At 73.0% G+C, this 16,569-nt stretch carries 15 protein-coding genes; 14 read left to right on the top strand and 1 reads right to left on the bottom strand.

The window, feature by feature from the left end; all coding sequences use genetic code 11:
* The first annotated feature begins 6 nt into the window (after positions 1-6).
* The 10 genes from ligA (at position 7) to ASG28_RS08120 (ending at position 11,785) form a co-directional block, all read left to right on the top strand.
* Positions 7-2,355 (top strand): NAD-dependent DNA ligase LigA, encoded by a 2,349-nt coding sequence (gene ligA, locus ASG28_RS08165; RefSeq protein ID WP_055977232.1) that lies wholly within the window; start codon positions 7-9, stop codon positions 2,353-2,355.
* Positions 2,356-2,528: 173 nt separating this feature from the next.
* The gene (locus ASG28_RS08160) at positions 2,529-3,917 is read left to right on the top strand and encodes an alpha/beta hydrolase (RefSeq protein WP_157485676.1); all 1,389 of its coding nucleotides are present in this window, start codon (positions 2,529-2,531) and stop codon (positions 3,915-3,917) included.
* Between the two features lie 104 nt (positions 3,918-4,021).
* The gene (locus tag ASG28_RS08155; protein WP_055973952.1) at positions 4,022-5,296 is read left to right on the top strand and encodes an MFS transporter; all 1,275 of its coding nucleotides are present in this window, start codon (positions 4,022-4,024) and stop codon (positions 5,294-5,296) included.
* Between the two features lie 54 nt (positions 5,297-5,350).
* Positions 5,351-5,650: an Asp-tRNA(Asn)/Glu-tRNA(Gln) amidotransferase subunit GatC gene (gene gatC / locus ASG28_RS08150; protein WP_043594160.1), complete on the top strand. Its 300-nt coding sequence runs from the start codon at positions 5,351-5,353 to the stop codon at positions 5,648-5,650.
* Positions 5,651-5,652: 2 nt separating this feature from the next.
* Positions 5,653-7,203 (top strand): Asp-tRNA(Asn)/Glu-tRNA(Gln) amidotransferase subunit GatA, encoded by a 1,551-nt coding sequence (gatA, locus tag ASG28_RS08145; protein WP_055973949.1) that lies wholly within the window; start codon positions 5,653-5,655, stop codon positions 7,201-7,203.
* Positions 7,203-8,702, top strand: a complete 1,500-nt coding sequence (gene gatB, locus ASG28_RS08140) for an Asp-tRNA(Asn)/Glu-tRNA(Gln) amidotransferase subunit GatB (RefSeq protein WP_055973946.1) — start codon at positions 7,203-7,205, stop codon at positions 8,700-8,702. The genes gatA and gatB overlap by 1 nt, the downstream gene beginning before the upstream one ends.
* 37 nt (positions 8,703-8,739) lie before the next feature.
* Positions 8,740-9,537, top strand: a complete 798-nt coding sequence (locus ASG28_RS08135; protein ID WP_055973943.1) for a hypothetical protein — start codon at positions 8,740-8,742, stop codon at positions 9,535-9,537.
* A complete protein-coding gene (locus ASG28_RS08130; protein WP_055973940.1) occupies positions 9,530-10,366 on the top strand; it encodes a DUF3097 domain-containing protein in 837 nt (278 codons plus the stop codon). The genes ASG28_RS08135 and ASG28_RS08130 overlap by 8 nt, the downstream gene beginning before the upstream one ends.
* Before the next feature lie 101 nt (positions 10,367-10,467).
* The gene (locus ASG28_RS08125) at positions 10,468-11,316 is read left to right on the top strand and encodes a hypothetical protein (RefSeq protein WP_055973937.1); all 849 of its coding nucleotides are present in this window, start codon (positions 10,468-10,470) and stop codon (positions 11,314-11,316) included.
* A 52-nt stretch (positions 11,317-11,368) separates the two neighbouring features.
* Complete coding sequence (locus ASG28_RS08120; protein ID WP_082454509.1) at positions 11,369-11,785, top strand: DUF3054 domain-containing protein; 417 nt, start codon at positions 11,369-11,371, stop codon at positions 11,783-11,785.
* Between the two features lie 24 nt (positions 11,786-11,809).
* Here ASG28_RS08120 and ASG28_RS08115 read toward each other — a convergent pair whose 3' ends face one another.
* Complete coding sequence (locus tag ASG28_RS08115; protein ID WP_055973934.1) at positions 11,810-12,136, bottom strand: DUF7882 family protein; 327 nt, start codon at positions 12,134-12,136, stop codon at positions 11,810-11,812.
* 190 nt (positions 12,137-12,326) lie between these two features.
* On the opposite strand from ASG28_RS08115, the gene ASG28_RS08110 reads away from it, so the two are divergent.
* From ASG28_RS08110 to ASG28_RS08095, 4 genes are all read left to right on the top strand, one after another.
* Positions 12,327-13,043, top strand: a complete 717-nt coding sequence (locus tag ASG28_RS08110; RefSeq protein ID WP_055973932.1) for a DedA family protein — start codon at positions 12,327-12,329, stop codon at positions 13,041-13,043.
* Positions 13,044-13,152: 109 nt separating this feature from the next.
* Positions 13,153-13,971 carry a hypothetical protein gene (locus ASG28_RS08105; protein WP_055977225.1) on the top strand — a complete coding sequence of 273 codons (819 nt, stop codon included), beginning with the start codon at positions 13,153-13,155 and terminating at the stop codon, positions 13,969-13,971.
* 88 nt (positions 13,972-14,059) lie between these two features.
* Positions 14,060-15,070 (top strand): SDR family oxidoreductase, encoded by a 1,011-nt coding sequence (locus tag ASG28_RS08100; RefSeq protein WP_055973930.1) that lies wholly within the window; start codon positions 14,060-14,062, stop codon positions 15,068-15,070.
* The gene (locus ASG28_RS08095) at positions 15,067-16,530 is read left to right on the top strand and encodes a phytoene desaturase family protein (protein WP_055973925.1); all 1,464 of its coding nucleotides are present in this window, start codon (positions 15,067-15,069) and stop codon (positions 16,528-16,530) included. The genes ASG28_RS08100 and ASG28_RS08095 overlap by 4 nt, the downstream gene beginning before the upstream one ends.
* Positions 16,531-16,569: the final 39 nt, after the last annotated feature.

Raw genomic sequence — 16,569 nt, 5'->3', positions numbered from 1 at the left:
CCGACGATGAGCGAGACCGGCACAGACGCCGCCTCCGGGCCCGCGGTCGAGACCGACGGTGTCCCCGCCGACCTGTCCCAGGCGCGAGACGAGGCCGAACGGCTGACGACCCGCATCCTCGAGCTGCGCGACCAGTACTACGAGGGCAACGGCTCGACCGTCGCCGACGTCGACTACGACGGCCTCGTGCGACGCCTCGACGCCATCGAACGGGCTCACCCCGAGCTGCAAAAGCCCGACAGCCCCACGCAGACGGTCGGCGGCCGGGCCGAGACCACCCAGTTCGCCCCGGTCGAGCACGCCGAGCGCATGCTCAGCCTCGACAACGTGTTCAGCGACGACGAGCTGGCCGAGTGGGCCGGCAAGGTGCAGCGTGACGCCGGCGCCGAGCGCGTGCGGTTCCTCACCGAGCTGAAGATCGACGGCCTGGCGATCAACCTGCGCTACGAGGACGGGGTGCTCGTCACCGCCGCCACGCGCGGCGACGGCGTCGTCGGCGAAGACGTGACCGGCAACGTGCTCGCGATGGGCACGATCCCCGAACGCCTCGAGGGCACCGGCCACCCGCCGCTCGTCGAGGTGCGGGGCGAGATCTTCTTCCCGGTCAGCGAGTTCGACGAACTCAACGCGCAGCAGCGCGAGGCCGGCGAACGAGTCTTCGCGAACCCCCGCAACGCCGCCGCCGGCTCGCTGCGTCAGAAAGAAGAGGGCAAGAGCCCCGAGAAGCGCGAGTTGATGCACGCGCGCCTGCGTCGCCTGCGCATGCTCGTGCACGGCATCGGTGCCTGGCCGGTGCGCGAACTCGAGCGCGCGACCGAGGTGCGGTCGCAATCCGAGGTCTACGACCTGCTGGGCGGGTGGGGGCTGCCCATCTCGACCCACTACCGCGTCTTCGACACGGTGGACGAGGTCGAGGCGTTCATCCACGACTACGGGGTGCGGCGGTCCTCGGTCGAGCACCAGATCGACGGCATCGTCGTCAAGGTCGACGACCTGGCCCTGCACGAAGAGCTCGGGGCCACGAGCCGGGCCCCGCGGTGGGCGACGGCGTTCAAGTACCCGCCCGAAGAGGTCAACACGAGGCTGCTCGACATCGTCGTCAGCGTCGGGCGCACGGGTCGGGCCACGCCGTTCGCCGTCATGGAGAAGGTCGAGGTCGCCGGCAGCGAGGTCCGTCAGGCGACCCTGCACAACCAGCAGGTGGTCAAGGCCAAGGGCGTGCTGATCGGCGACACCGTCGTGCTCCGCAAGGCGGGCGACGTCATCCCCGAGGTCCTCGGCCCGGTCATCGAGCTGCGCGACGGCACCGAACGCGAGTTCGTCATGCCCGTCGACTGCCCCGAGTGCGGCACCCCGCTCAAGCCCGCGAAAGAGGGCGACATCGACCTCCGCTGCCCCAACGCCGAGAGCTGCCCGGCCCAGGTGCGCGGGCGCGTCGAGCACATCGCCTCCCGTGGCTCGCTCGACGTCGAGGGCCTCGGCGAGGTCGCCGCCGCCGCGCTCACGCAGCCCGTCGAACCGGCGACGCCGCCGCTCCGTACCGAGGCCGGCCTGTTCAGCCTGACGATGGCCGACATCTTCCCCGTCCGGGTCGTCGTGCGCGACGCCGAGACCGGCATGCAGAAGCTCGAGGCCGACGGGCAGCCGAAACTCGTCACCCCGTTCCGCCGCAAGCGCGCCAAGCGCGACGGCGCGTACGACCCCACGGCGGCCGAGTTCGCGGGCGACGAGACCTCGGTGCCGTCCAAGACGGCGATCGAGATGCTCGCCAACCTCGAGAAAGCGAAGACGAGCCCCCTGTGGCGCATCCTCGTCGGCCTCAGCATCCGGCACGTCGGGCCGGTCGCTGCCCGCGCGCTCGCGAACCACTTCGGCTCGCTGGACGCCATCCGGGCGGCCTCGCGCGACGAGCTCGCGGCCGTCGACGGCGTGGGCGGCATCATCGCCGACGCGCTGCTGGCCTGGTTCGACGTCGACTGGCACGCCGAGATCATCGATCGGTGGACGGCCGCGGGCGTGCAGTTCACGACTCCCGGTCACCCCGGCCCGGGTGCGGCCGAGGCAGCCGGGGGTGTGCTCACCGGGGTGACCGTCGTGGCGACCGGCAGCCTCGAGGGCTTCACCCGCGAGGGCGCACTCGAGGCCATCGTCGAGGCGGGTGGCAAGGCGGCCAGCAGCGTGAGCAAGAAGACCGACTTCGTCGCGGCGGGACCGGGGGCCGGCTCGAAGTTGACGAAGGCCGAACAGCTCGGGGTACGGATCATCGACGCAGAGCAGTTCGCTGTCCTCCTTAAGGAGGGCCCGGCGGCTCTCGTTGTCCCCCAGGTGGGGGACGAGGCTTCGCCTGATTCGTGATTTCCCTGGTCAGGGGCACTTTGCCTTCCTAAGATGTGAGGACGTGTCGTCCTCCAGCAGTAGGGAGCCGGGGTACAGGCACGTGACGAGGGGGAAGACCCGACGTGCTGTTCCTCGCTACAGCAATGCTCTCTGCCTCGGTCCACCTCGCCGGGGTGGCCGATGCTCCGACCGTGCCTTCCGCGACGGTCCTGACGGTCGACCGGCCGGCAGCCGCGCCGCTCGTCCAGGCGTCCGACCACGACGTCCCCGGGCCCGCCCCGGTGCGGGACGGGCGGGCCGTGCCCGAGCTCGACGGCTGCCGGGGGGTCGAGGCGACCACGTTCTCGGCCGAGGCCTGCCTCGACCAGCTGGCCCGCGCCTCCTCGGCCGGGGTCGAGCGGTTCGCCGCGACGCTCGACGCCGACGGTGACGACGCGGCCGCGCTCGTGGCAGCGGTCGGCGAGCAGGTCCCGCCCGAGGACGCGGCGGCCTGGTGGTCCGACCTGGACGACGGCCGACGGACGGTCCTCGCGCACGCCGTGCCCGGCGTCGTGGGCAACCTCGAGGGCGTCCCGTACTCGGTCCGCGACACCGCCAACCGTCAGTTCCTGCGGGACGCCACCACGGCCGTCGCCGGGCGCATCGGCTCCGACGCCGAGCGATCGGACGACCCCCGGCGCCTCGCGATGCTCGAGCAGGTGCGGGCGACCCTCGACGGTGCGACCCACGACGTGCCCTTCGCCGGGACGGCCGACCGGCACCTCGTCGCCCTCGACACGGTCCTGCCCGGCCGGGCGGCCGTCACCGTCGGCGACCTCGACACGGCCGACGACGTCAGCGTGCTCGTGCCCGGCATGCTCTTCACCGTGTCGGACCAGCTCGTCGACTGGACCAACACCGCCGGCGCGCTGCACGACGAGCAGGCCACCTGGGCGACGTTGCTGGGGCGCAGCGGCCCGGGCCCCGTGCCGACCGTCGCCGTCGTGGCCTGGATGGGCTACCAGACGCCCGACCTGACGAACTTCTACGACCTCGGCCTGGCCGAGCGGGGGGCCGCCCATCTCGAGGGTGCCCTCGAGGGACTCGACGCGGCGCGCGCGGACGACGAACCGCGGGTGTCGGTCATGGCGCACTCGTACGGTTCGACGACGGCGACGATCGCCCTGTCGTCGGGCCGCGTCGCGGTGGACTCGCTGGTGCTGCTCGGGTCGCCCGGCAGCGTCGTGCCCGATGCAGGCGACCTGGCCGTCCGCGGAACCGACGTCTACGCGGCGGCCGGCAGCTTCGACCCCGTGGCGGGCAGCGGGTTCTTCGGGGCCGACCCGGCGGCGGCGGCCTTCGGTGCCGTCGTGCTGCACATGGGCGGTGGCGCCGACACGGTGACGGGCCGTGCCCTGACCGGTGCCCTCGGCCACAACGACTACTTCCGCGCCGGCACCGAGTCGATGCGCAGCCTGGCCCTGATCGGGCTGGGGCACGGGGTGCTCGTCGACGGTCGTGCCGGCGACCCCGGCCGGGGTGGCCCCGAGGCACCGGTGCTCACGGTGGTGCGGCCCCAGGACGTGTACTTCCGCGACTGACGGGCGCGACGGGCGTGACGGGTGTGACGGGCGCGACGGGCGCGACGCCGCCCGGCGGGGGCGTCGATTTGGAGGCGCGGGCCGGGGCGGTCCAGAGTCGACCGATGACCACGCCCCGCCTCCTCCGTCGGCCCCTCGAGCGCTTCCGGAGCCAGGACCCGGTGCTGCGCGGCCTGCTCGCGTCGACGCTGGTCGGCACGGTCGGCCGCGGACTGTTCTTCACCCTGACGGTCATCTACATGACGCGGGTGGTCGGGCTCTCCGCCCTGTCGGTCGGTGCGGGGCTCACGATCGCGGGCGCCGTCGGGGTCGTCGCCTCGTTCGGCGGCGGCTACCTCGCCGACCGGGTGGGGGCGAAGCGGCTGCTCGTGGTCGCCACCGCGGTGATGGCCTGCGGCCTGCTCGGGTACGCCGTCGTCGACGGGTTCGCGTCCTACCTGGCGGCCGCCTGCGTCGTCGTGGGCAGCCAGGGCACGGCCCAGTCGGCGCGCTCGGCCCTGCTGGCGCGGGCGTTCGTCGGCCCGGCCAGGGTCTCGGCGCGCGCCACCATGCGGGTCGTGACCAACGTCGGCATCGCGATCGGAACGGCCGTGGCGGGCGTCGCGCTCGTGGTCGACGACGCCGTGGTCTACCGGGGTGCCCTCGTGATGGGCGGCGTGCTGTTCCTGGCCAGCGTCGTCTGGATCGTGAGGGTGCCGTACGTCGATCCGGCCCCCGTGCCCCGCGTCCGTGGCGAGCGGGCTCCGGGGCGCTCGCCGCTGCGGGACCGGCGCTACCTCGCGGTCACCGTGCTCGGTGCCGTGACGACCGTGCAGTTCGGCCTGTTCGAGGTGGGCGTCCCGGTGTGGGTGACCCAGCACACCGAGGCGCCGGCGGCGGTCGTGTCGGTTCTGTTGCTGATGAACACGGCGATCGTGATCGCCCTGCAGATCCCGCTCTCCCGAGGGACCCACGACGTGGGAGGCGCGGGTCGCGCCAGTCTCGTCGGCGGACTCCTCATGGTGGTCGCCTGCGCCCTCTGGGCCGCCGCCGCGACCGGGTCACCCGTCGTCGCCGTCGTCGTGCTGCTCGCGGCCGCCGCGGCCCACTCGCTCGCCGAGGTGCACCTGTCGGCCGGCGGCTGGGGGCTCGGCTTCGAGCTCGCCGACCCCGAGCGGGCCGGCGCCTACCAGGGCGTCTACGGCACCGGGTCCGCGATCGGGGGGATGCTCGCGCCGGTCGTGGTGACGCAGACCGCGATCGGGCTCGGCACCCCCGGCTGGATCGTGCTGGCCTCGGCGTTCGCCGCGGCGGGGGCGGGGCTCTGGCTCGTGGCCCGCCGCGCGGCGGCCGGGGGCCCTGCGGCGGACCGGGGCCCCGGCGTCGGTGCCGCCCCGTAGAATCGTGCGGTACCCCCGCCGCGGTACCCCCGCACGACCACGTGAGAGAGAAGCATGTCCGAAATCACGCGCGAGCAGGTGCAGCACCTCGCCGGTCTCGCCCGCATCGCCCTCACCGAGGCCGAGATCGACACGATGACCGCCGAGCTCGGCCACATCGTCGACAGCGTCGCCAAGGTCCGAGAGGTCGCGACCGACGACGTCCCCGCGACCAGCCACCCCATCCCGCTCGAGAACGTGTTCCGGCCCGACGTCGTGGGCGAGACGCTCACGGCCGAGCAGGCGCTGTCCGGCGCCCCCGACCACGACGGCTCGCGCTTCCGGGTGAGCGCGATCCTGGGAGAAGAGCAGTAGCCATGACCGACACCACCTCGCTCGTCCACCTGTCCGCCGCCGAGCTGTCGACCCGCCTCGCCGCCGGCGACGTGTCGTCGGTCGACGTCACGCGCGCCCACCTCGACCGCATCGAGGCGGTCGACGGCGACGTCCACGCCTTCCTGCACGTCAGCTCGGCCGCGCTCGACACGGCCGCCGACGTCGACCGTCGTCGTGCCGCGGGCGAGGCCCTCGGCCCGCTCGCCGGCGTCCCGATCGCCATCAAAGACGTGCTGTGCACGATCGACATGCCGTCGACCTCGGGCAGCAAGATCCTCGAGGGCTGGGTGCCGCCCTACGACGCGACCGTCGTCGCCAAGCTGCGTGCGGCCGACCTGGTCCCGCTCGGCAAGACGAACATGGACGAGTTCGCCATGGGTTCGTCGACCGAGTTCTCGGCCTACGGGCCCACGCACAACCCCTGGTCGCTCGACCGCATCCCCGGCGGGTCGGGCGGTGGCTCGGCGGCTGCCGTCGCCGCCTTCGAGGCGCCCCTCGCCCTCGGCAGCGACACCGGCGGGTCGATCCGCCAGCCCGGCGCCGTCACCGGCACCGTCGGGGTCAAGCCGACCTACGGGTCGGTCAGCCGCTACGGCGCGATCGCCCTGGCCAGCTCGCTCGACCAGGTCGGTCCCGTCAGCCGCACCGTGCTCGACAGCGCCATGCTGCACGACGTCATCACCGGGCACGACCCTCGCGACTCCACCTCGCTGCGCGACGCCTGGCCGTCGTTCACCGAGGCGGCCCGCACCGGTCTCGCCGGCGGCGCCCTGAAGGGCGTCCGCGTCGGCGTCGTCCGCGAGCTGAACGGCGAGGGCTTCCAGGCCGGCGTCAAGGCCCGCTTCGCCGAGGCCCTCGAGCTCATGAGCGCGGCCGGTGCCGAGATCGTCGAGATCTCGGCCCCGAGCTTCGAGCACGCGATCAGCGCCTACTACCTGATCCTCCCGGCCGAGGCGTCGAGCAACCTCGCCAAGTTCGACTCGGTGCGCTTCGGCCTGCGGGTCGTCCCCGAGGGCGGCGGCACCGTCGAGGACGTCATGGCCGCCACCCGTGAGGCCGGCTTCGGCCCCGAGGTGAAGCGCCGCATCATCCTCGGCACGTACGCCCTGAGCGCCGGCTACTACGACGCCTACTACGGCAGCGCGCAGAAGGTGCGCACCCTCGTGCAGCGCGACTTCGCGGCCGCGTTCGACCAGGTCGACGTGCTCGTCTCGCCGTCGGCGCCCACCACGGCGTTCCGGCTCGGCGAGAAGATCGACGACCCGCTGGCGATGTACCTCAACGACATCACGACCATCCCCGCCAACCTGGCCGGCATCCCCGGCATCACGGTGCCGATGGGCCTGGCCGAAGAAGACGGTCTGCCGACGGGGTTGCAGTTCATGGCCCCCGCGCGCGGCGACGCCCGCCTCTACACCTACGGCGCCGCCCTCGAGCAGTTGCTCGAGCAGGGCTGGGGCCACACGCTCATCTCGCGCGCGCCCGACCTGAGCGCGACCGAGCAGACCGCCGCCACCGAGGGAGTCATCTGATGGCCAAGGCAGACCTGATGGACTACGAGAAGGCGCTCGAGCAGTTCGAGGTCGTCCTCGGCTTCGAGGTGCACGTCGAGCTCGCGACCAAGACCAAGATGTTCTCGGACGCCCCGAACTTCTTCGGCGGCGAGCCCAACACCAATGTCACCCCGGTCGACCTGGGCCTGCCCGGCTCGCTGCCGGTGGTCAACGAGCAGGCCGTGCGCTACTCGATCAGCCTCGGCTTGGCCCTGGGCTGCTCCATCGCCGAGAGCTCGCGCTTCGCCCGGAAGAACTACTTCTACCCCGACAACCCCAAGAACTACCAGGTCAGCCAGTTCGACGAACCGATCGCGTTCGAGGGCGAGGTCGAGGTCGAACTGCCCGACGGGACGGTCTTCGCCATCCCGATCGAGCGTGCCCACATGGAAGAGGACGCCGGCAAGCTGACCCACGTCGGCGGGTCGACCGGTCGCATCCAGGGCGCCGAGTACTCGCTCGTCGACTACAACCGTGCGGGCATCCCGCTCGTCGAGATCGTCACCAAGCCGATCATCGGCGCCGGCGCCAAGGGCCCCGAGCTGGGTGCGGCCTACGTCTCGACCATCCGCGACATCGTGCGGGCCCTGGGCGTCAGCGAGGCCCGCATGGAGCGCGGCAACCTGCGCTGCGACGCGAACGTCTCCCTGCGTCCGCACGGGCAAGAGAAGCTCGGCACCCGCACCGAGACCAAGAACGTCAACTCGTTCCGCTCGGTCGAGCGTGCGGTCCGCTACGAGATCCAGCGTCAGGCCGCGATCCTCGCCGCGGGCGGCACCATCACGCAAGAGACGCGCCACTGGCACGAAGACACCGGCCGCACCTCGGCGGGCCGCCCGAAGAGCGACGCCGACGACTACCGGTACTTCCCCGAGCCCGACCTGCTGCCCGTCGTCCCTCCGCGCGAACTCGTCGAAGAACTGCGCCTCGCCCTGCCCGAGGCGCCGGTCGCCCAGCGTCGCCGGCTCAAGTCCGAGTGGGGCTTCGCCGACCTCGAGTTCCAGGACGTCGTGAACTCGGGGCTCCTCACCGAACTCGTCGAGACCGTCGCCGCCGGTGCCTCGCCGCAGGCCGCCCGCAAGTGGTGGACCGGCGAGATCGCCCGCCTCGCCAACGCCCAGGGCGTCGAGGCCTCGAGCCTCGTGTCGCCGCTGCACGTCAGCGAGCTCATCGCGCTCGTCGAGAGCGGCGAGCTGACCGACCGACTGGCCCGCCAGGTGCTCGAGGGCGTCGTCGCCGGCGAGGGCAGCCCGTCCGAGGTCGTCGAGGCTCGCGGGCTCAAGGTCGTCTCCGACGACGGCGCGCTGATCGCGGCGATCGACGAGGCCCTGGCCAGCCAGCCCGACGTGCTCGCGAAGATCCGCGACGGCAAGGTGCAGGCGGCCGGTGCCGTCATCGGCGCCGTCATGAAGGCCATGAAGGGTCAGGCGGACGCCGCGCGCGTCCGCGAGCTGGTGCTCGAGCGGGCGCAGGCCTGATCGACGTGACCACGGCCGCGGCAGGGTGCGGCGCACGATGAACCTCGTCGCGCGTCTGCGCCCCGCCGTGCCCGTGGCGGTCGCCCTCGTCGGCGTCCTCGTGACGTTGGCCGTCGCCTCGCGCGTCCTGCCCGGTCGGGTCGTGATGGTCCACCTCAGCGAGACCGGGGGGTCGGCGTTCGCGGCCAGCCGCAGCGACCTCGTCCTGCTGGGCGCCGTGCTCGTGGTCGGCATCGTCGTGACCTGGCTGGTCTCGGCGCTGTTCCTCGCGGTGACGCCCGTCCGCCACGTGCTCGTCCCGCACGCCTCGTTCTGGAAGAAACCGCCGAACCGGGCCGAGATGAGGCGCCGGTACGCGCGGTACCTCGCCGTCGCGACCAGCGCCTCCTTGTGGTTCGTCGCCGCGCTGTTCGTCCTCGCGACGGTCTCGCAGAGCGGCCCCCTCACCGCCTGGTGGTTGCCGGCGGCCGTGTCGGCGGCGTTCGTGCTCTTCGTCCTGGGTGGTCTGGTCTGGGTCTTCACCGCCGGGTTCACCCCGACTCCGGCGGGCGTCGCGGCCCGTGCGGCCGCGTCCGACCAGGAGGCGCGGGCCGTGTCCCGACCGTCCGCCTCCGTCGTCGAGACCCCCCGGTCCGGTCCGTCGGCGGCCCGTCCGTCGCGTGTGAGCCCCCGTCCGACGGTCGAGACCCCGCGGATCGGCACCGCGCCTCCTGTTCCGTCATCGCGGCCGGGCCGTGCGCCCGGACGGCCCCCGACACCGACCGGGGACGGACCGCGTACAGGCCCGCCCCGCCCCTACCAACCCCGACCCCGCTCCGGAGGCCCCCGTGGATGACGACCGATACGGGGCCGACGTGCTCGCCGGCGACTGGAAGCGATCGTCGAAGCCCGCGCCGACGCCGACCGACGCCGTCCGTGACCTCGTGGTCGAGGAGGTCCGGTCGGGTTTCACCGGAGCGATCGTGCGCGTCGAGGCCGGCACCGTCGAGCTCGAGGACTGGAAGGGCCGGGTGCGGGCCTTTCCGATGACCGGGTCGTTCCTGATCGACGGGGCCCCCGTCGCCCTGCGGGTGCCGCGGGCGGCGCCGCAGGGCCGGGCACGCACGGCCTCCGGCTCGTTCGCCGTCGAGGGGGCGAAGGCCCGGGTCGCCCGTCAGAGCCGCATCTTCGTCGAGGGACGACACGACGCCGAACTGGTCGAGAAGGTCTGGGGCTCCGACCTGCGGGTCGAAGGCGTCGTCGTCGAGTACCTCGAGGGTGTCGACCACCTGGCCGACGTCCTGCGCGACTTCCGGCCGGGGCCCGAGCGACGCGTCGGCGTGCTCGTCGACCACCTCGTGCCGGGCTCGAAAGAGAGCCGCGTCGCCGAGGGCATCGCCCGCAGCCCGCTCGGTCGCCACGTGCTCGTCGTCGGGCACCCGTTCGTCGACGTGTGGCAGGCCGTCAAGCCGGCCCGGCTCGGCATCGACGCCTGGCCCGTCGTGCCCCGCTCGGTCGAGTGGAAGCACGGCGTCTGCGAGGCGATGGGTTGGCCGCACGAGGACCAGGCCGACATCGCCCGGGCCTGGCAGCACATCCTGTCGCGCGTGCGCAGCTACGCCGACCTCGAACCGTCGGTGCTCGGCCGGGTCGAGGAACTGATCGACTTCGTCACGTCGGGCTGAGCCCGGGCATCGGCCCCGAGAGACCGCTTCGGGACCACGATCCCCGGGAATCGCCCGGGCGTGTCGGCTCTCGGGCCGCTTTTCGCCCTAGATTCGAGGGCATGGCCGAGCAGATCGAGGGACGCGTCAGCTCGGCCGTCGACGCCTGGCTGCGCTGGCTGCCCCGGTGGCACATCGGCACCGCCCGGGGTCGCACGCGACCCTGTCGGGTGTGCCTCGGCTCGCCCGTGGCCACGGCCGCCGGTTTCGACCACGACGTGCCGCACGCCGTGCAGCACGCGCTGCTGAACCGGATGCGGCAGATCGTCGACGACGACGTCGACGAGTACACGGCCCGCAACCTGCCGCTCGTGACGCGCGAGCTGCGACTCGCCGAGGCGCAGGAGGCGCGGGGCTACCGACCCGAGCAGGGTCTCGACCCCGAGTTCCAGGGTCTCGACCTCGACCCCGAGCCCGAACCGGGCCAGCCGTTCCTCTTCACGCTCGCCGGTCTCGCGGGGATGCCCGCGGACGACGGCCTCGTCCCACCCGACCCGACCGTCTCGGGTGGCGAGCACGCGGGGCCGACCACCGAACCCGACGTCGGTGCCGCCTCGTTCGACGCCGACGACCTCGACGGCTGGTTGTTGCCGCCCGACTCGGCGACGCCGATCGACACGCTCCCGCCGGACGCGCCCCGCCCGGTGGGGCGATGGGAACACCAGCCCGAACCCGCCCCGCGAGCCGAGTCCGAGCCGCAGCCCGAGTACTCGGACGAGGCCAAGGCCGCGCTGCGACACGAGATCACCCTGGCCGGCGACCACGCGGAGGCCGTCGGCACGAGCCTGTGCCTGGCCCTCGTGCAGCACCGCCCTCGCATCGCCGAGGCGATCGACCGTCTCGTGGCCCCGCAGGTCGACGAACTGCTGGCAGAGTTGTCGCGCGCACTCGAGCAGCCGCGGTCCCGCTGAACCGGCACCGCCCGACCCGCTGCGGGTGCCCACGCCACGAGAGGACCCCGAGATGACCCGCCCCACCCCGACCGCGACCACGACGACCCGGCGACGCGACGCCGGTCAGGCCCGGTGGTCGATCGTCGTCGACCTCGTCGCCGTCCTGGCCTTCGTGGTGATCGGGCGTCGCAGTCACGCCGAGGGGCTCGACCTGCCGGGGCTGCTCGGCACCCTCTGGCCGTTCGTCGTCGGCGCGGTCGTCGGCTGGGTGAGCGTGGCGGGCGTCCGCTGGCCGCTGTCGGTCCTCCGGTCGGGCGCGGTCGTCTGGGTCTCGACCGCCGTGATCGGGCTGCTGCTGCGGGTGGTCGCCGGCCAGGGCGTGCAGCTCAGCTTCGTGATCGTGACGATCGTGGTGCTCGGTGTGTTCCTCGTGGGCTGGCGGGCCGTGCTCGCCCTCGTGCGACGCGTGCGGGGCAGCCGGAGCTGAGACCGCGGCGGCACCCGACCCGGGTCAGCTCCGGCGCTTGACGCTGTTGTCGAGGCTGGGTTCGTCGGTGAGCACGAGGCCCGACGAGCTGTTCGACGAGGCCGTCAACTCGGTGAGCCACTCGCGGTTGATGGACGGCACGCGACCACCGGAGTACTTGAAGTAGAGCGGGATGCCGGCGTCCAGCCAGATGCTGCTGCGGCCGTCGCCGACCTTCTGCGTGTCGCGCCACGAGAAGAAGAACGACTCGCGTCGGCGCAGTTTGGTCGCGATGACGATCTGGAGGTGTTCGAGCACGCGGTCCTCGAACTCGACCTCGATGCCCGAGGTGCCGTAGATGAGCGATCCCATGGGGGTCCTGTTTCGTGAGTGTGGCCGGCGTCGGCAACGAGTCCGACACAGGTCAATGTACCTTGCGATCAGGTGTTCCCCGACAGTCCACCTCGTGAGGGCGTTGTGGGCGGACGTGCAGGCTGCCCCGCCATACTCGGGGCTGCCGATCCGCTGCGCCCCCGAGCGCCCGACCGACCACCTGGGACCCATGACCTCGACCGCCTCCGTCCTCCGCGCCTCCTCGTCCTCGAGCCAGGACGTCGTCGCCGACCTCGACGGCCTCGTCGGGTTCGCCGCCCGCGTCATCGACGCCCTCGGCGAATGGGGCGTCGCCCTGCTGACCTTCGTCGAGACGGTGTTCCCCCCGATCCCGAGCGAGATCATCCTGCCGCTGGCCGGCTTCCTCGCCGGCGCCGGGTCGATGAACATCGTGCTGTTGATCGCGCTGAGCACCCTCGGCGCCTACCTGGGCGCTCTGGTGCTCTACGGACTCGGGGCCGGTCTCGGCCTCGACCGCAGCATCCGGTGGCTCGCCAAGCTGCCGCTCGTCGACCGGCACGACTTCGAGCAGGCGGCCGGCTGGTTCGAGCGCCACGGGCGGTCGGCCGTGTTCTTCGGCCGGTTCATCCCGGGCGTCCGCAGCCTCATCTCGCTGCCCGCGGGGGCCGAGCGCATGCCCCTGATCGTCTTCTCGCTCTTCACGATCGTGGGCAGCGGCCTTTGGAACGGCCTGCTGATCGGCCTGGGCGCCGCCCTCGGCACCCAGTACGAGCTCATCGACCAGTACGCGAAGTACCTCGACTACGCGGTGTACGCGGCCATCGCGAGCGTCGTGGTGTTCCTCGTCGTCCGGTCGGTGCGCCGTCGTCGGGCCGGTGTCGACGACGCGTCGCGCGACGCCGTCGATCAGGACGTTCGCGGCTGACGCTCCGTCGTCGTCCAGGCGGCAGGCCGGGTCGGTCCGTACCGTGGTGGGCAGACCGACGTCGCGCTCCGCGTGCGGCACCGTGCACACGATCCGACAGGACACCACCATGGGATTCCTCGACCGCCTCCTCGGCCGCGAGCCGCAGCAGGGACAGCCGCAGCAGCCCTCCGCCCCGCAGGGCTACCGGTACGGCCAGCAGAGCTACGAGCAGCCCGCCGCCCCGCAGCAGGGGTACGGCCAGCAGGGGTACGGGCAGCAGGGATACGGCCAACAGCCGTCGGCCCAGCCCGCCGGCCCGGGCGGTGGCCCGGCCCGCAGCGACGACGAGATCGCCGTCGAGCGGTACCGCTACCTGCTGAAGACCGCCCCGCCCGAGACGATCGAGCAGGTCCACGCCGAGGCGTTCGCGAAGCTCAGCCCCGAGCAGCGGCGCCTCGTCTTCGACCAGCTGTCGGCCGAGTCGAGCCCCGGCGAGGCACCCCGTGGCGACGACGCCGGCTCGCTCGCCCAGGCAGCGACCCGCTCCGAGCTGCGTCGGCCCGGTACCCTCGAGCGCACGCTCGGTGGCGGCTCGACCGGCCAGCAGCAGGTCGGCCCGAACGGCCAGCCCGTCCGCCAGGGTCCCGGCATGGGCTCGATCATCGGCGGGTCGATCCTCGGCACGGTGGCCGGTTACGTGATCGGGTCGACCCTGATGAGCGCGTTCCTCCCCGACGCGGGCGCGACGGCCGACGGAGGCGCGGGTGACGACACGGGCGCCGACCAGGGCACCGAGGGCGACGGGGGAGCAGACGGCGGTGCCGACGCCGGCACCGAGACGGCGAGCGACGGCGGCGGGGACTTCGGTGCCGACGGGGGTGGCGACTTCGGCGGGGGCTTCGGTGACTTCGGTGGAGGCGACTTCGGCGGCGGCTTCGACATCTGACACCTGGGCGTCACCCGGGACGGACCCCTCGACGCGGACTACCGTCGAGGGTCCGCCCACCACCCGCCGTCAGGCCCCAGGGAGCACCATGACCAGCACCAGAGTCGCCGTCGTCACCGGAGGGTCCGCCGGCCTCGGCCGGGCCACCGTCCGAGAGCTCGCCGCGCGCGGGTGGGACGTCGCGGTGCTCGCCCGAGGCCAGGACGGGCTGGACGGTGCCGTCCGCGACGTCGAGGCCGCGGGGCGTCGGGCGCTGGGCATCTCCACCGACGTGGCCGATCGGGCCCAGGTCGAGTCGGCCGCCGACCGGGTCGAGGCCGAGCTCGGCCCCATCGACCTGTGGGTCAACGACGCCATGGTCGGCGTCTTCGGCGAGTTCCTCGAGACCGATCCCGACGACTTCGAGCGCGCGACGGCCGTCAACTACTTCGGCTTCGTCAACGGCACCCGTGCGGCGCTGTCGCGCATGGTGCCCCGCGACCGGGGCCACGTCGTCCAGGTCGGCTCGGCCCTCGCGCACCGCGGCATCCCGCTGCAGGCGTCGTACTGCGGCGCGAAGCACGCCGTCCAGGGGTTCACCGAATCGGTCACCACCGAGCTGATCCACAACAAGAGCTCGGTGCGCATCAGCACGGTCGACATGCCGGCGCTCAACACGATCCAGTTCAACTGGGTGCGGTCGACGCTGCCCGAGCACCCCCAACCGGTGCCGCCGATCTTCGAGCCCGAGGTCGGGGCCCGGGCCATCGCCGACGTCGCCGACAAGCCGCGCCGCCGCACCTGGCTCGGCGAGCCGACCGTCATGACGGTCCTCGGCAACCGCTTCGTGGCGAACTTCCTCGACGTCTACCTGGCCAAGAGCGGGTACTCGGGCCAGCAGGCGCCCGACAAGACCGAACCCATGCTGCCGGACAACCTCTACGAGCCCACGGCCGGCGACCAGGGCGCCCGGGGCATCTTCAGCGACCGTGCCCGCAGCACGAGCCCGCAGGTCTGGTACACCCGTCACCGCGCCCTGACCGTCGGCGCCGCACTCGGGGCCTCCGCGGCCGCCACCGCTGCCGTCGTGGGCCGGGTGACCCGGGGGCGTCGGGCATGAGCGCCGCGCCCGAGGTCGACGCGGTCGTCGTCGGTGCGGGCCCGAACGGGCTCGCGGCGGCCGTCGTGCTCGCCCGGGCGGGTCTGCGCGTCGAGGTCGTCGAACGCGCGGACACCATCGGCGGAGGTGCCCGGACCCAAGAGGCCACCTTGCCGGGGTTCCGCCACGACATCTGCTCGGCCGTGCATCCGATGGCCCTCGCCTCGGGGTTCTTCCAACGCTTCCAGCTGGACCGCCGCATCGAGTTGACGGTGCCCGAGATCTCGTACGCGCACCCGCTCGACGGCGGTCGGGCCGGCATCGCCTACCGCGACCTCGACCGGACGGCCGAGGGGCTCGGCAGCGACGGGGCCGCCTGGACGCGTCTGCTGCGGGGACTCGTGGAGCGCGAACCCCGCATGTCGAAGTTCACGATGCGCGAGCTCGTCCGGGTGCCGGACGACCCGGTGACCCTCGCCCGCTTCGGCCTGGCCGCCCTCTCGCAGAGCGGCCCCTGGTGGAACGCCGGCTTCACGGGCGACGAGGCCCCCGCCATGCTCGCCGGGGTGATGGCCCACGCGATCCGGCCGATGCCCAGCCTGTCGACCTCGGCCGCGGGGCTCGTCCTGGCCGTCCACGCGCACGCGCGGGGCTGGCCCGTGCCGACCGGTGGCAGCCAGTCGATCGTCGACGCCATGGCCGACGACGTCCGGGCCCACGGGGGCACGATCACGACGGGCGTGGACGTCACGTCGATCGACGAGCTGCCCACGGCGCGGGCGACGATCTTCGACACGAGCGCGCGCGCCCTCGCCGACATCGCGGGCAGTCGTCTGCCCGACCGGTACGAGCGCGCCCTCCGTCGCTTCCGGTACGGCAACGCGGCGGCCAAGGTCGACTTCGCCCTGTCGGGCCCCGTGCCCTGGGCGAACGAGGAGGCCCGGCGCAGCCCGACCCTGCACCTCGGAGGGACGCGCGCCGAGATCGCTTCGGGCGAGCACGACGTCGCGTCCGGTCGACACGCCCGCACGCCCTACGTGCTGGTCGCGCAGGCCGGCGTGGTCGACGGCACGCGGGCGCCCGAGGGGCAGCAGTCGCTCTGGGCCTACACGCACGTGCCCCGCGGCTCGACCGTCGACCAGACCGCGACCGTCATCGAGGGCATCGAGCGCTTCGCCCCGGGATTCCGCGACACGATCCTCGCGACGCACAGCCGGACGGCCGTCGAGCTCGAGCGGCACGACCCGAACTACATCGGAGGCGACATCGCCTCCGGGGCGCCGAGCGTCTGGCAGCTCGCGGCACGACCGACCCTGTCGACCGAGCCGTGGCGCACGCCGACCCCCGGCCTCTACCTCTGCTCGTCGTCCACGCCACCCGGGCCGTCGGTCCACGGTCTCGGCGGGGCCTATGCCGCACGCAGTGCGCTGAAGCACGAGTTCGGCATCGACCGGCTGCCCCACCTCGGCGTCGACGCCTGAGCGGGTCCACCCGAGATCGGGCCGGCACCCGACGCCCGA

Origin of the sequence: Frigoribacterium sp. Leaf415 (assembly GCF_001424645.1) — a bacterium.
GTDB lineage: Bacteria > Actinomycetota > Actinomycetes > Actinomycetales > Microbacteriaceae > Frigoribacterium.
The sequence above is the reverse complement of the archived record's forward strand: the minus strand, read 5'-3'. Positions and strand labels throughout refer to the sequence as shown.